The sequence below is a fragment of the Streptococcus danieliae genome, from assembly GCF_013415245.1.
GTDB classification, from domain to species: domain Bacteria; phylum Bacillota; class Bacilli; order Lactobacillales; family Streptococcaceae; genus Streptococcus; species Streptococcus danieliae_A.
Window position 1 is genome coordinate 1 of sequence record NZ_JACBXX010000105.1, and the last position, 15,357, is coordinate 15,357.

Sequence of the window (15,357 nt, forward strand, 5' to 3'; positions counted from 1 at the left end):
TCTATCTGTAATTCCGAGTAATTCTGTGGTATTATAAATAAGTTCCATATGATTCTCCTAATGTTGGTTTGGTCACTATTCATTATAGGTCATATGGGGCTTTTTTTGTACCTCAAAAAGCCCTATAATCCCTATTTTGGGTCGTTACCCACTATAGAAATTATAGAGCCAAAGTTCAGTCCTGACGGAAATTATAAACCTTGAAGCGATTCAACATCTGCCAAAAGGGACAGAATTTTTTGTGAGCGATTTACATGGTGAGCACGGTGCTTTTGATTATCTTTTAAGAAATGGTTCGGGAATAATCCGTACGAAAATTGATGAATATTTTGGAGATGATCTTTCTCATTCTGACAAAGATGAGATGGCCTTGCTGATCTATTATCCGACAAAGCAAATAGCCCTTATACGAGAGCGTCGTGGGAGTGTTTACGTCGAGCAGTATCTGGAGCAGGTTTTACCGGACTTGGTGAAACTGCTACAGTACATGGGAAGTAAATACACGCGGTCCAAGGTACGGAAGCTACTTCCAAGTCAGTTTAGCTATATTATTGAAGAACTGGTAGCTGAGATTGAGCGATCAGCCTCCAAAGCCCAGTATTTTCAAGTGATGATTGACAAAATTGTACAACTGGATCAACTCGAAAATCTTGTGGAAGCTTTATCGGAAGTCATCCAAAGTTTGGCTGTTGATCACCTACATGTTGTTGGCGATATTTTTGATAGGGGACCCGAGCCTGATTTGATTTTAGATCGTTTGGCCAGTTTACGCTCGGTCGATATTCAGTGGGGGAATCACGATGTAACCTGGATGGGAGCTATGGCTGGATCGCTCATCTGTATGGTTAATATTGTGCGAATTTCAGCTAGATATAATAATTTAAGCTTGATAGAGGATAGCTATGGGATTAACCTCAGACCACTTATCGCTTATAGCCAAACTCATTATCAGCCAAAACCAGCCTTTGTACCGATTCTTGATGAGGGGAACATTACGGAAGAGGAGAGCAATCTCTTAAACCAGCTGCAGCAGGCGACTGCCATTTTGCAGTTTAAATTGGAAGATGCTTTAATCGAAAGACGACCAGATTTCCAGTTAGACCATCGGCGTTTGCTTCAAAAAATCAATTTTAAGGAAGCAAAGATTCAACTTGGGGAAAGCAGCTATCCTCTGCGGGATTTTAACGCAACTTGTATCAACCCTGAAAAACCGGATCAACTGACATCCGAGGAGATGGAGATCCTTGAGCAGTTAAGACGTAATTTTTTGGCTTCAGAGCGATTGAAGAGACATGTTGATTTTCTGTTTGAACATGGTTCTATGTATTTGAGCTATAATGACATGCTGCTCTATCACGGGTGTATTCCAATGCATGATAACGGTGATTTTAAATCCTTACGGATTGGACAGGCCCTCTATCGAGGTAAAAGTCTGCTCGATTTCTATGAGGAACAGATTCGTCAATCTTACCGGAATCCTACGGTTGATAATGATTTGGCAACCGATTTATTTTGGTATCTTTGGGTGGGGGAATGCTCGTCTCTGTTTGGTAAAGCAGCTATGACAACATTCGAACGCTATTATATTGAAGATAAAGCGACTCATAAGGAAGAAAAAAATGCTTATTACAGGCTACGCCAACGAGCGGATATCTGTGAAGGGATTTTGGAGGAATTTGGCTTAGAAAAGGAAAGCCATATCGTGAATGGCCATACTCCTGTTCGTGAAATTGACGGTGAAAATCCCATCAAAGCAGAGGGAAAACTTTTGGTCATCGACGGCGGTTTTGCCAAAGGTTACCAGAAGAAAACAGGTTTAGCTGGCTATACCCTGGTTTCAAACAGTTACGGTTTGGAGTTGGTTGCCCATAAGGCCTTTAAAGAGGAAATTCAAGATTTGGAGTGGTTATATACTCACTATGAGGACTACTAAGAGAGTAGGACAGAACTAAGATTCATTGAGTTGACCTTGTCAATTGGCTTTGCCTGACCTCTAGTCCTATCTGTCACTTAGGATATAAAAAGATTCCAGAGTTTTGAGTGACTCTGGAATCTTTTTAGTCTCTTTAGTAATATATGTAGAAAATCTAAAGTCATTGGATTTTGTGGTATACTGTAAATACTCATGGATAAATATTTATGATGATGCCATTAATTTTCAAGGAGGTTCCGCTATGAATTGTATCTTGTTTGGCCTAGGTTTGCATGCCCAAAGATTTTATTTGGAGTTTTTGGCAAAAGAAGAGTGGATTGATAAGGTTATCATTGTTGATTCTCTGACGGAAAAAGCGCGATTAGAGAGTTTATTATCCGAGACAAGCCTGCACTATGAATTGCTACTCCTTGATCGTTTCATGGGACATTCAAATATCTTACCCGCAAAAGATGAACAGCTGGTACAAGAAAAAATAACTCAGTATGCAATCCAAAAGGCACTGATCTCAACAGATGTACCTGGCTATAGGCCCTATCTTAATTTTTGTTTAAAAAACGGCATCGATGTCTTGTGTGATCGTCCAATTATGAATGAATACCAAGAAACCTTGGATCAGTGGGAAAATAGTCTAACAAAGATGTTTGAGATTCAAGCCCCAAGACGAGCCCACAAAGGTTATCAGAAAATTCGTGAACTGCTCAGCGAAGTTGTTAGGGAGTTTCAGGTTCCCATAAATAAGATAAGTATTTCCTATTCGGATGGAATCTGGGGGTTGCCTAGTGAGAATTTTGTACGGGAAAATGCTCCGTCTACATCTGGTTATGGAAAATTGATGCACAGCGGTTATCAGCTTCTGGACCTCCTAGCCTTTTTTATGGAAATTAACGAGGAGAATGGGTTTTCTTATTCCAAGCCTTCCCTGCTGGCAACCGATTACAGATTGAATGATTTTTATCGCTATTTCGGAAAAGATTTTCATGAAAAATTGGATATTTATGAAAAGGATGATTCCTATGACAATCTGGACCTCCTTAAAAATCTTGGACCAATGGATGTTTCAGCGATCATTGATTATAAAGATCAAGATGAAAACATTCTCACAACAGCCCGTCTCGAAGTCGCCCAGTCTGGTTTAGTGAGAGGAGCTTGGATTGATTTACCAGAGGCTAGTTCTTATGAAAATACTAGACTGAAACAGGAAGTCGTCGATATCTCTGTTGGTCCTCTTTTAACCATCAAAGTTCTGGGCTATCAGATATCTGAAAGGGCAGAAAATAACCAGACAGGAGGATTTGATTCTTTCCAAATCCGAGTCTTCCGCAATTCGGCAATAATCGGCGGTAAACCTGTTGAGGTTTTCGATTTCGAACAAGCTGAGGCAGCTGATTTTGACCAGTTAAGGGATTATTTTTTAGACAAGGATTCCCGGTCAAGTCTTAGGCAGCAGAAAGCCTCCCTTTCACTATTATCTGAACTAGAACGGAATAGATCTCAGAGATTTCACCAGGAACATTTTAGATTCGCTGTCGAGTTGCTTATAAAGTATAAGGGGAACTATTTGCTTTGTAAGAGAAGCTCAACTGCTAGAATTGCCCCTAATATTTGGAATATTCCAGGAGGCAAGGTTAAATACCATGAAGGAATCGAAGAGGCTCTTATTAGGGAATGCAAGGAAGAAACGAATTTGGATGTTCTCCATTTTCACTACCTCGATTCAATTTTTATCAATAAAGCCCATCAACGAATTGTCTATCTCTACTATGCAGAGGTTGAGGACATCTCAGACTTGACCATTGATCGCAGCGAATTTGACGATTGGGCTTGGGTTTCTGCTGGGGATGTTGATTCTTATCAATCCTTAAATCCTCATTTAGTCCAGTGGATTAAGAAGCTGGGTTAGTGGCCGATTTAAGGCAGGGACTGGGCAAAAAAGAAAAACCACACTGTGATTTCCACTCTTGAAATGGATCAAGATGGGAGTCTTCCAGTGTGGTTTTGACCTTGATTGGGTCAAAAGATATTACTCTTCCTCGCTCTCTGAGGAAGTCTTTTTGGGTTTCTGTTGGCTAATATTGATTCCCCAGGGAACAATATTTTCGGTTTTTTCCATAATCCGAACAACATTGCTGCGATGGCGCAACAAAATTAAGAGCGAGATGCCAATAATGGTCAGGGTGAAGGCTGTATCGGATTGGGGGATGAGAAAATGAATGGCAGGGAAAATCAGCACGCCGAGAATGGCCGAGATGGCCGCAGCCATGCTGGATAGGGAAATCATGCTGAAGAGGTAGAGAATACCGAAGAAAATAATGGCGAGGTAGATAAAGAAGCCAAAGGAGTAGGCGAAAACAGCTCCAGCACTGGTCGCCACAGCTTTTCCACCCTTGAATTGGGCAAAGACTGGAAAAACGTGGCCTAAAACAGCTGCCAGGCCGAATAAAATCGGAGAGACTGGGAGACCTAGAAGCATGGGCAGGTAAGTTGCAAGCGCTCCTTTAAAAAAATCAACTAGAAAGGTAATAATCCCCGCCTGTTTGCCCAGCACGCGGAAGGTGTTGGTGGTTCCGGTATTGCCAGATCCCTCGGTCCGTAGATCAATGTTAAAAAAGTATTGGCCAATCCAAAGCCCTGTCGGTATGGAGCCTAGCAGGTAGGCGATAAGAAAGCAAAAGATAATCATAAAAATAGTATAGCACAGTTGGGCAGGAGGCAGGCAAAAAAGATGATTCAAATGAAGACTTTTATACTGTCTAAAAATCTCAAGCAGACCATGCACATCCTTTCAAATAGAGGTTCGCTTTTGAAGTGAAAGGAGCATCGCCTAGCTCCGGTTCGTATTTTGGGGTATTTCTGAAAAGCGGAACGGTTTAGGCTCTCTATTGTGCTTTAGAATAGGCCTTTATTTGCAATTCTAGGAAAAATTGGTAAGATAGAAAGTACTGAAAACAAGGAGGACACCATGGCAAAAAAAGAGGTCAGTTTGACAGCCTATAATGATGATGCCATTCAGGTCTTAGAAGGCTTGGACGCTGTTCGCAAGCGTCCAGGAATGTATATTGGTTCAACAGATGGCGTGGGCTTGCACCACCTGGTCTGGGAGATTGTTGACAATGCAGTGGATGAGGCTTTGTCTGGCTTCGGTAATCGCATTGATGTGCGGATCCATGAGGATGGTTCCATTTCTGTTGCTGACCAGGGGCGGGGAATGCCAGTTGGGATGCACGCCATGGGCAAGCCAACGGTTGAAGTTATTTTTACAGTGCTCCATGCTGGTGGTAAATTTGGCCAGGGTGGTTATAAGACCTCTGGGGGGCTCCACGGAGTTGGTTCGTCGGTTGTCAATGCCCTTTCGCTGTGGCTGGAGGTTGAGATTACCCGTGACGGGGCTGTTTACCGCCAACGATTTGAACAGGGGGGGACGCCGGTAACGGGGCTTGTGAAGATTGGTAAGGCTCCGAAATCTCAGTCAGGAACCAAGGTGCACTTTATGCCGGATCCCGCCATCTTTTCGACGACTCAGTTTAAGTTTGGTACCATTGCCGATCGTTTGAATGAGTCCGCCTTTTTGCTCAAGGATGTCACCTTAAGCCTGGAGGATGATCGGACTGGGGATGCCGTTTCTTTCCATTACGAGAATGGGGTCCAAGACTTTGTGGCTTACCTCAACGAAGGGAAGGAAGTCTTGACGCCTATTTTGGATTTTAAAGGAGAAGATCAAGGCTTCCAAGTTGAGGTCGCGCTCCAATATAATGATGGTTATTCTGACCATATTTTATCCTTTGTGAACAATGTTCGTACCAAGGATGGGGGAACCCATGAGACCGGCCTCAAGACGGCCCTGACCAAGGCCATGAATGACTATGCAAGGAAGACCGGCCTCCTCAAGGAGAAGGAGAAGAACCTCGATGGTTCCGACTACCGCGAGGGGCTGACGGCAGTGCTGTCCCTGCTAGTGCCCGAAGAGCACTTGCAGTTTGAAGGGCAAACCAAGGATAAGCTGGGAAGCCCCTTGGCCCGGCCTTTTGTGGAAGGGATCATGAGTGAGCAATTAACCTATTTTCTAATGGAAAATGGGGAATTGGCCGCCAACTTGATTCGTAAGGCTATCCGCGCGCGTGACGCTCGGGAGGCGGCAAGAAAGGCGCGTGATGCCAGCCGGTCTGGTAAGAAGAAAAAGGATAAGGGGCTCCTATCTGGCAAGCTAACCCCTGCCCAATCCAAGAATGCTGCCAAGAACGAGCTTTTCCTGGTCGAAGGGGACTCTGCCGGTGGTTCGGCTAAGCAAGGTCGGGATCGGAAATTCCAAGCCATCCTGCCCCTGCGTGGTAAGGTGATCAATACGGCCAAGGCCAAGATGACCGATATTTTGAAAAATGAAGAGATCAACACCATGATTTACACCATCGGTGCAGGAGTCGGGGCAGACTTTAACCTGGACGATGCCAACTACGACAAGGTCATCATCATGACTGATGCGGACACGGACGGTGCCCATATCCAGACCCTTCTTTTAACCTTTTTCTACCGTTACATGCGACCACTAGTTGAAGCCGGTCGCGTCTACATCGCCCTGCCACCGCTCTACAAGATGTCCAAGGGCCGCGGTAAAAAAGAAGAGGTCGCCTATGCCTGGACCGACCAGGAACTAACAGCCCTCCGGCAAGACTTCGGCAAAGGGGCTACCGTCCAACGCTACAAAGGACTAGGGGAGATGAACGCCGACCAGCTATGGGAAACCACCATGGATCCAGAGACCCGCACCCTGATTCGGGTCTCCATTGACGACGTTGCCCGCGCAGAACGGCGCGTGTCCACCCTCATGGGGGACAAGGTCGAACCCCGCCGCAAGTGGATTGAAGAGAATGTGACCTTTACCTTGGAAGAATCAGGAGTCTTTTAAAGGAACAGCTCCTAGTGAAGGAGGACGGAAATGGTTTTAGCCAATAAGTTAGGAATTGACAATGCTGCCCAACTGGCTCGCAGGGAAGAAGAATTAAGCAAGAAAAAGGCGGTTCAACTCTTTGAGAGTGGCCAGTTGTTTGCCTTAGAAATCGGCACTTTCAAAGGCCTGGCTCAGATTCATGAGATTCTTTTTGAGGAAATCTATGACTTCGCTGGAAAAATCCGGGATGTGAATATTGCCAAGGATAATTTTCAGTTTGCTCCCCGGATTTTCTTAGAACAATCGCTCCTTTACATCGATAAGCTTCCCCATCAAACCTTTGATGAAATTATTGATAAGTATGCTGATATGAATGTTGCTCACCCTTTTCGTGAAGGAAATGGTCGAAGCATGCGCATTTGGTTGGACTGTATGCTTCGGGCTAGTCTGGGACAGGTGGTTGACTGGAATGCTGTCGATAAGGATGCCTATTTCAACGCTATGGTCAGAAGCCATGTTTCAACGGGGGAACTCAAATACCTCCTGCTCAAGGCTTTAACAGATGACCTTGGAAGAGTAACTTTTTTTAAAGGCCTGGACCATTCTTATTATTATGAGGGCTATAACTACTACCAAGCAGAAATGTTTACAGGAATCGGGGATGAAAGTGGGGAGTGACTTTTTAATCCTATGAGTTGTAAAAATGAAAGAAGTTATTAATTAACTCTTGAGTTATCTTTTTCACCCTGTTACAAAATAGGAGTTAGTATATTATATTGGTACTGGAAAGGATCGGGAGAAAAGTCTACCCCTACTGTAAACCGATTGAGGATAAACTGATGTTACTTTTTGGTAAATTGATATGAAAAAGTCGAGATCTTTATGCATAGGAGGAGAAGTCTATGATGCTTGAAAACGAAGTTCTTAATCGTTTGGGATTGAAAGATATCGATGAGTTGAAAACTTTCTTGGATTTTAGTGACAGAAGTGAAAAAATTAAATATTTTTGTTCGGATTTTAGGATGCCTTCAGTGGAAACACAAAAGATAGAGTGGAATCCGAAGGAAAATTACTACTATTTACCAGGAATTGCTGATATAGAAGCAAACTCCAGTTATTACAGAAGAGGTTGGAAAACGGTACTGCGACCAAATTCGACAAAACAAGATGGTAACTCATCGAAAGTGAAAGGCCGACCGAAAGGCTATCCAGCAGGAAATATTCCAAAGGGGGAAACGGCTTGGTATTTTGATAGAGGACATATTTTTGCACGTCGATTTCATCAATATGTTATAGACAAGAAGGTTTTGTATAAAAAATATGAAGATAGAGTTACTAAGGGAAAACTGTGGTCTGAGAGTCATATAGATTGCCTTGAAAAGAATATTTTCACACAATTTTCGCTAGCTAATAAGGCACAAGCTGAAGTTGAAAAAGAGATCTCGGAATTATTAAGTAAGAAGGATCCAGTTTATTTTGAAGTGAAAGTTGTTTTTAGAAATCAAGGTGATATCCTCCCGATCGGAACAGAGCTGTTCTTTACTCAGCTTCCAAATCCTGATGAAGTGAAACACTATTTTACCCCAAATATAGATGTGGGATTTGATTTGTCAAAAGCTAAATTTGACTATTCTAATTTTTATAATAAAGGTTGTCAAGAAGCGATGCGGGTGTATTTCAAGGATAGTGATAGGAAGATTCATAATTATCGGACTAATAAAGGTAAACCTTGTACTGTTGAAAGAACTCATGGCAATATTACATTCCATTTATCAAAAGAACGGTCAGATAGATTAAAGGAATATGTTGTTCAAAATTATAAGATATTACAAGATAGAAGAATACAAAATGCACAACAAATACAGTTTAAACAAGAAAAAAACAGCGAGAAAGTGAATTTAAGTATTAATTTTTTTGATACCGGGACTGTTGTTATACAAGGAAATTCTATGGAAAACTTTATAGATGATATTGAAGAGTACTTATAAGAAGAGGATTGTTAGAGAATACTCTGAGTATAATCCTAGAACAGGGAGATTGTTGAAGCGTTCGTCTTGGGGTGCACTAGATGTTTAGGATTAATCTGGTCAAGGTAATAGAATGGAATACGATGTCTATTCAATGCCATAATCAGAAGCCATGTTTAAGTATCTACTGCTAAAGGCTTCAACAAGTAACCTTGGAAAGCCCCCATTTTTAAAAGGAATTTGTCCTTCTTTTATTATCGGGTTATAATTGTTACCAAGCAGAAATATTTACCGGAATAGCATATGAAATTTGGAAGTGAAAAATGAATTGGAAATTAGAAACAGATGTGAATGACTGGGTTAAAGCTGAATTTACAAGGTTGGACTTAAAGAAACATCAAGATTATAATGAGGAATCAGCTTTCAGTGATTATATGAAAGAATCGCTGAAAGGGTCTGCAAAGACCAACAGTAAAAAAAATTCTGGGAAACCAGACTTTCACCTTGAAAAATATAAAGTACCTGTCATTATTGAGAATAAACTAGGGTTAAAAAAACTAATATCGCAGACAAAGGATGGGATTAAGATAGATGATAAATCAATCCAAACTTTTGCGGTCAATGGAGCTCTACATTATGCACGATCTATGATTGCTTCTGGGAAGTATCAAGAAGTCATTACAATTGGGGTTGCTGGAGATACCAAGGACAATGTGGCGATAAGAGTCTACTATGTCTTTGGTTCATCTCCCACTGCTCATAAAGAAATGAAGCAGACGGTGAGTTTAGACTTCTTGGAAAATAAAGAGTCTTTTAATAATTTTTACAAGGAAGCTCGACTGACAGAAGAAGAAAAACATCAAATCTTAATTGATAGTCAAGCAGCTTTACATTCTTACGCTCAAAAGCTGAATCGTCTTATGCACAATCATAATATTACAGCTCCCCAGCGTGTTCTTTATGTATCGGGGATGCTTTTGGCTATGCAAAAAATAGAGGATCAAAAAGGGAATCTGATTGATGAGGGACTAACTCCAGATGATTTAAAAGGGATTCAGTCTGATAATAGACGGGATGCTCGAAAAGTAGTGAATCACATTGATTCCTTTTTAACAGAACGTGGGATTCAAGACAATAAGAGAGAACTGATGTTAGCATCCTTTGCTGAAATTTCGAAAGATAGGCAGCGCGATGATCTAACTGATAATGATAAAGAAGTTGCTAAATTAATCCAAGAACCTCAATCCTCTGTAACTAAGCAAATTTTTACTTTTATCTACGAATATATTTTTAAAGCTATTGATGGATTAGGTGGCCATATTGATATTATGGGAGAGATGTATTCGGAATTTCTCAAGTATGCTCTTGGAGATGGAAAAGAAATTGGGATTGTTTTGACTCCACCTTATGTCACTAAGATGATGGCAGAAATCTTGGATATTAAAATGGATAATAAGGTCATGGATTTAGCAACAGGATCAGCTGGGTTTCTGATTTCGGCTATGGAGCTTATGATAGACGATGCCAATCGTGAATATGGTAAAGGGACGACTAGAGCTGAGGAAACAATTCTAAAATTAAAAAAGGATAATCTTTTAGGAATTGAACTCAATGCAGAGATGTATACCTTGGCGACAACCAATATGATTTTGCGTGGTGATGGTTCTAGTCGTATTGAGAAAGGCTCTGCCTTCAATCGTCCAGAAAAACTGTTTACGGATTTTCAAGCCAATCGTGTTTTACTGAACCCTCCATTTTCCTATTCTGAAAATGGACTTCCATTCATTGAGTATGGTTTAGATAAAATGGAAAAAGGAGGTCTGGGAGCGATTATCATTCAAGATAGTGCTGGCTCTGGAAAAGCTACGGATACAGCAACCTCTATTTTGAGAAAACATACACTATTGGCTTCGATAAAAATGCCAGTTGATTTGTTTAATCCTATGGCTGGAGTGCAGACGTCCATTTATATATTTGAAGCTCACAAAAAACATGATTTTGCTAAGACTGTTAAATTCATTGATTTTCGAAATGATGGTTATAAACGAACCAAACGGGGAATCACCGAGATTAATCAACCAACTAATCGTTACCAAGATATTATAAAAATGTATAAGGCAGGTAAGCGCGCTGAAATTCAAGCGGACTGGGATTTAGACAAAGTTTATATCGAAGATTTCATCACTGATAAAGGAAATGATTGGAACTTTGAACAACATCAAATCATTGATACAAAACCAACCCTAGAAGATTTCAAGAAAACGGTAGCTGATTATCTTTCGTGGGAGGTCACTCAACTACTTCAACAAAAAGGAGAAGACATCTCAAAAAAAGCTTAAGCCCCAGACTGGAGAAGTTGGAAGAAGACTTTGAAAAAGCTGGGGGAGGGTATGTAGCCTATAAAATTTCTAAATTATTTAATGTAGTTTCAGGAAGTCAGCCTCCTATTCATAATAGATATAGTGAAAAACGAGATGGGATGGTTAACACTATTACTGGAGCAACTACGAGAAATGGTATAAACTTTTATTCATATAGTGAGCAGAGTTATAATCATGAATTAACCATTTCTAAAGATGGTGAGTATGCAGGGACTGTTTTTTTACAGACAGAACCGTTTATTGTTGGTGGGCATTGTATGGGTATTTTTACAAATGAGAACTATAAGACGATGTCAGATGAAAGTAAGATTTATATTGCGGCTCTTATTAATAAGGTGCGTCCAATGTGGTCTGGGAATGATAGACCTAGCGTTCAGAAATCTCGTTTGGAAAATTTAGAGATAATCTTACCTAGTCGAAATGGAGAAATTGAATTTTCACACATGGAAGAATATATAAAGACGCTCGAGGCGGAACGCATCGAGACACTCGAGGCGTATCTAACAGTAACTGGATTAAAAGATTATCATCTAACTGAAAAAGATGAACAAATACTTGACAGATTTGCCAAACTGAACGATACTCAGAGCAGAGCAGAGCAGAGCAGAGCAGAGCAGAGCAGAGCAGAGCAGAGCAGAGCAGAGCAGAGCAGAGCAGAGCAGAGCAGAGCAGAGCAGCATAGAGTAGGGAAGTGGGGAAGTTATGTACTTTCTTCATTGTTTGATATTACGGGAACGAGAAGTCTTGATGAAGGAAAATTAACTTTTCAAACTGCAGGGATAAACTTTGTTGGTCGTGTTTCAGAAAATAATGGTGTTAAAGGGTTAATTTCTAAACAAAATTTTGAACCTAATGAGGGTAAGACGGTCACTGCAACAGTCATTGGAAACTATAAATACGTGAAATATCAAATAGAACCTTATTATACGTCACAGAACATTAACAAACTTAGACCGAAAAAGAAATTGTCAAAGCGTTCTATTTATTATTTAATAACTTATATACAGAAATTTGTTTCTCAATATGATGGACAGCAAAGTGGTTATAAATTAGAGGATATAAACGGATTTGAATTGCTCCTTCCAACAATGAATAAAGAACCAGATTACGATTTCATGTCCGATCTTATTCGTGCTGTTGAAAAATTGGTTATTAGGGACTTAATTGAGTGGACAAATAAGAAAATTGCAGCAACGAAGGAAGTAGTAAGTCAAGGGGAATAATAATTCACCAGTCTTAAGTAGGTGAGTAAATTATTTTAGATTATCGCCGTTGTAGTGATAATTAGATGCCTACCTAGTCGTGAAACCGAAGTTTTATTAACATACCTCACTACTTAAGGCGAATATCAAAAAATAAAAAAACAAAGAAGGAATATTATGAGTAATATTCAAACCATGTCCCTTGAGGACATTATGGGAGAGCGCTTTGGGCGTTACTCCAAATATGTAATTCAGGATCGGGCTCTCCCGGATATTCGGGATGGCTTGAAGCCGGTTCAGCGCCGGATTCTTTATTCTATGAATAAGGATGGCAATACGTTTGAGAAGGGCTATCGGAAGTCGGCTAAGGCTGTAGGGAATATCATGGGGAATTTCCACCCTCATGGAGATAGCTCGATCTATGATGCCATGGTGCGGATGAGTCAGGATTGGAAGAATCGGGAGATCCTGGTGGAGATGCACGGGAACAATGGTTCCATGGATGGGGATCCACCGGCGGCCATGCGGTACACCGAGTCTCGCCTGTCGGAGATTTCCGATTATCTCTTGTTGGATATCGACAAGGAGACCGTTCCCTTTGCTTGGAATTTTGATGATACGGAAAAAGAACCAACGGTTTTGCCCGCCGCCTTCCCGAATCTGCTGGTTAATGGGGCGACTGGAATATCGGCCGGTTATGCGACCGATATTCCTCCGCACAATTTGGCGGAAGTTATTGATGCCACAATCTATTTGATTGATCATCCCAATGCCAAGCTGGATAAGTTGATGAGTTTCCTACCGGGACCTGATTTCCCAACAGGCGGGATTGTCCAAGGCAAGGATGAAATCCGTAAGGCTTATGAGACTGGTAAGGGCCGGGTGGTTGTCCGTGCCAGAACAGCGATTGAGTCTCTTAAGGGTGGTAAGCAACAAATTGTGGTGACAGAGCTGCCTTATGAGGTCAACAAGGCTAGTCTGGTGAAGAAGATTGACGATATTCGAGTGGCCAATAAGGTCGCTGGGATTGCGGAGGTTCGAGATGAAACCGACCGGACTGGTTTGCGGATTGCGATCGAGTTGAAAAAGGACGCCAAGGCTGATTTGATTCTGAACTACCTGTTTAAATACAGTGACCTGCAAATCAACTACAACTTCAACATGGTGGCGATTGACCACTCCACACCCCGGCAAGTTGGTCTCCACCGGATTCTGACCAGTTACATCCAACACCGTCAAGAGGTAATTTTAGCCCGCAGTCGTTTTGAAAAAGCCAAGGCGGAAAAACGGTTGCACATTGTTGAAGGCTTGATCCGGGTGGTGTCGATCTTGGATGAAGTTATTGCACTGATTCGCCAATCGGAAAATAAGGCGGATGCTAAGAAGAACTTGGAAGTGACCTATGATTTCACGCCGGAGCAGGCGGAAGCCATTGTCACCTTGCAACTCTATCGCCTGACCAATACGGATGTTCAAATCCTCCTGGCCGAGCAAGCAGAGCTGGAAGAAACGATCCAGACCCTGCAAGCCATTATTGGCGATGAGGGAACCCTCTTTAACCTCATGAAAAAGGAATTGCGTCAGGTTAAGAAGACCTTTGCCAATCCTCGTTTATCAGAATTGCAGGACCAGGCTCAGACGATTGAGATTGACAGTGCCAGTCTGATTGTGGCGGAAGATACCTATGTGTCAGTGACAAAGGCTGGCTACATCAAGCGGACCAGTCCTCGTTCCTTCTCTGCTTCCAATCTGGAAGAGATGGGCAAGCGGGAGGACGACCATTTAATTCTGCTGGCAGCCTGTCAAACAACCCAGCACCTCTTCCTTTTTACCAATAAGGGAAATGTCATCTACCGCCCAGTCCACGAGCTAACGGATATTCGGTGGAAGGATTTGGGGGAGCATCTGAGCCAGTCAATCAGTAATTTTGGCCAGGAAGAAGAGGTTGTGTTTGCGCAAGTGGTGTCTGACTTTGAGGCGGGGACCTATGTGGTGGCCAGCCGGTCTGGTCAAATCAAGCGTCTGGCGCTGGCGGATCTCAAACCTTGGCGGACCTACAAGTCTAAGGCCACGGTCTATATGAAGTTGAAGGGGGCGGACGATCAGGTCATTGCAGTGGCCCCAATTGGTCAGGAGTCGGTCCTGGCGATCAGTCACCTGGGTTATGCCCTGCATTTTGCGGGTGCGGATGTGCCACAGGTTGGAGCCAAGGCAGCCGGGGTTAAGGCCATGAATTTGAAGGCGGATGACTGGCTGGTGGCGACCTTTCCAGTCACCTCTGAGACCTTCTACCTCTTGACGCAACGTGGTGCCATCAAGGCCAATCGCCTTGCGGATTTCCCACTAGCCGGTCGTGCTGGTCGCGGCTTGCAAGTCTTGAAAGAATTGAAAAAAGCACCGCATCGCGTTTTCATGGCGGGAGCTATTGCCGCTGATAGCGCAGGTATCTTGGAGGTTTTGGATCAAGCTGGCCGTGCTTATTCAGTTGAGTTGGACCAGCTGCGTCTCATGGAGCGGACCTCTAATGGTAGCTTTATTGATGAGCAACTGTCTGAATCAGGCCTAGCAGAAGCCTATCTGAAGGTGGGAGTAGGAACTGATAAATAGTTTTTCATACTATTTCCAATGTAAAATCATTCCTCAAGCGATTTTGAATCCAAATGAGGTAGCGAGACGCAGGCGTAAGAAGAAGGCTGTGACAAAAGTCTAGCCTCTTTGACCTTGGTTGATAAAATGCCTTTGACGCAGTAGCTGATTGGCCTCTTCGTTCGCTTTTCAAGCTCGGAAAAGAACCTAATCAGCCTTGCGGGGGTGGGAAGAAAAATAGACAGAGGATCTATCAAAAAATGCATCAAATCAAGTGGGAGGAGTCCCGTGATTTGATGCATTTTATTTTAGGCTCTTTGTCAACTGTAGTGGGTAGAATTTTACAATCTATAAATAGTGAGTACAATATAGCCTAAAAATGGCTTCCTTTCAATTCATATGG

At 42.3% G+C, this 15,357-nt stretch carries 9 protein-coding genes; 8 read left to right on the top strand and 1 reads right to left on the bottom strand.

What is annotated here, in order from left to right:
- Positions 1-181 precede the first annotated feature (181 nt).
- Both HZY94_RS04320 and HZY94_RS04325 read left to right on the top strand, forming a co-directional pair.
- A complete protein-coding gene (locus HZY94_RS04320) occupies positions 182-1,933 on the top strand; it encodes a fructose-1,6-bisphosphatase (RefSeq protein WP_179925157.1) in 1,752 nt (583 codons plus the stop codon).
- A 241-nt stretch (positions 1,934-2,174) separates the two neighbouring features.
- Complete coding sequence (locus tag HZY94_RS04325; RefSeq protein ID WP_179925149.1) at positions 2,175-3,836, top strand: NUDIX hydrolase; 1,662 nt, start codon at positions 2,175-2,177, stop codon at positions 3,834-3,836.
- A gap of 120 nt (positions 3,837-3,956) precedes the next feature.
- On the opposite strand, the gene plsY is transcribed toward HZY94_RS04325, so the two are convergent.
- The gene (gene plsY / locus HZY94_RS04330; protein WP_179925150.1) at positions 3,957-4,616 is read right to left on the bottom strand and encodes a glycerol-3-phosphate 1-O-acyltransferase PlsY; all 660 of its coding nucleotides are present in this window, start codon (positions 4,614-4,616) and stop codon (positions 3,957-3,959) included.
- A gap of 279 nt (positions 4,617-4,895) precedes the next feature.
- On the opposite strand from plsY, the gene parE reads away from it, so the two are divergent.
- From parE to parC, 6 genes are all read left to right on the top strand, one after another.
- Entirely contained in the window at positions 4,896-6,836 is a 1,941-nt protein-coding gene (parE, locus tag HZY94_RS04335) for a DNA topoisomerase IV subunit B (RefSeq protein ID WP_179925151.1), read from the top strand.
- A 30-nt stretch (positions 6,837-6,866) separates the two neighbouring features.
- Entirely contained in the window at positions 6,867-7,496 is a 630-nt protein-coding gene (fic, locus tag HZY94_RS04340) for a protein adenylyltransferase Fic (RefSeq protein WP_179925152.1), read from the top strand.
- A gap of 224 nt (positions 7,497-7,720) precedes the next feature.
- Entirely contained in the window at positions 7,721-8,806 is a 1,086-nt protein-coding gene (locus HZY94_RS04345; RefSeq protein WP_179925153.1) for a hypothetical protein, read from the top strand.
- A gap of 302 nt (positions 8,807-9,108) precedes the next feature.
- A complete protein-coding gene (locus HZY94_RS04350) occupies positions 9,109-11,124 on the top strand; it encodes an HsdM family class I SAM-dependent methyltransferase (RefSeq protein ID WP_179925154.1) in 2,016 nt (671 codons plus the stop codon).
- Positions 11,125-11,141: 17 nt separating this feature from the next.
- Positions 11,142-12,389, top strand: a complete 1,248-nt coding sequence (locus tag HZY94_RS04355; RefSeq protein WP_179925155.1) for a restriction endonuclease subunit S — start codon at positions 11,142-11,144, stop codon at positions 12,387-12,389.
- Between the two features lie 156 nt (positions 12,390-12,545).
- Positions 12,546-14,975 (top strand): DNA topoisomerase IV subunit A, encoded by a 2,430-nt coding sequence (gene parC, locus HZY94_RS04360; RefSeq protein WP_179925156.1) that lies wholly within the window; start codon positions 12,546-12,548, stop codon positions 14,973-14,975.
- The last annotated feature ends 382 nt before the right edge of the window (positions 14,976-15,357 follow it).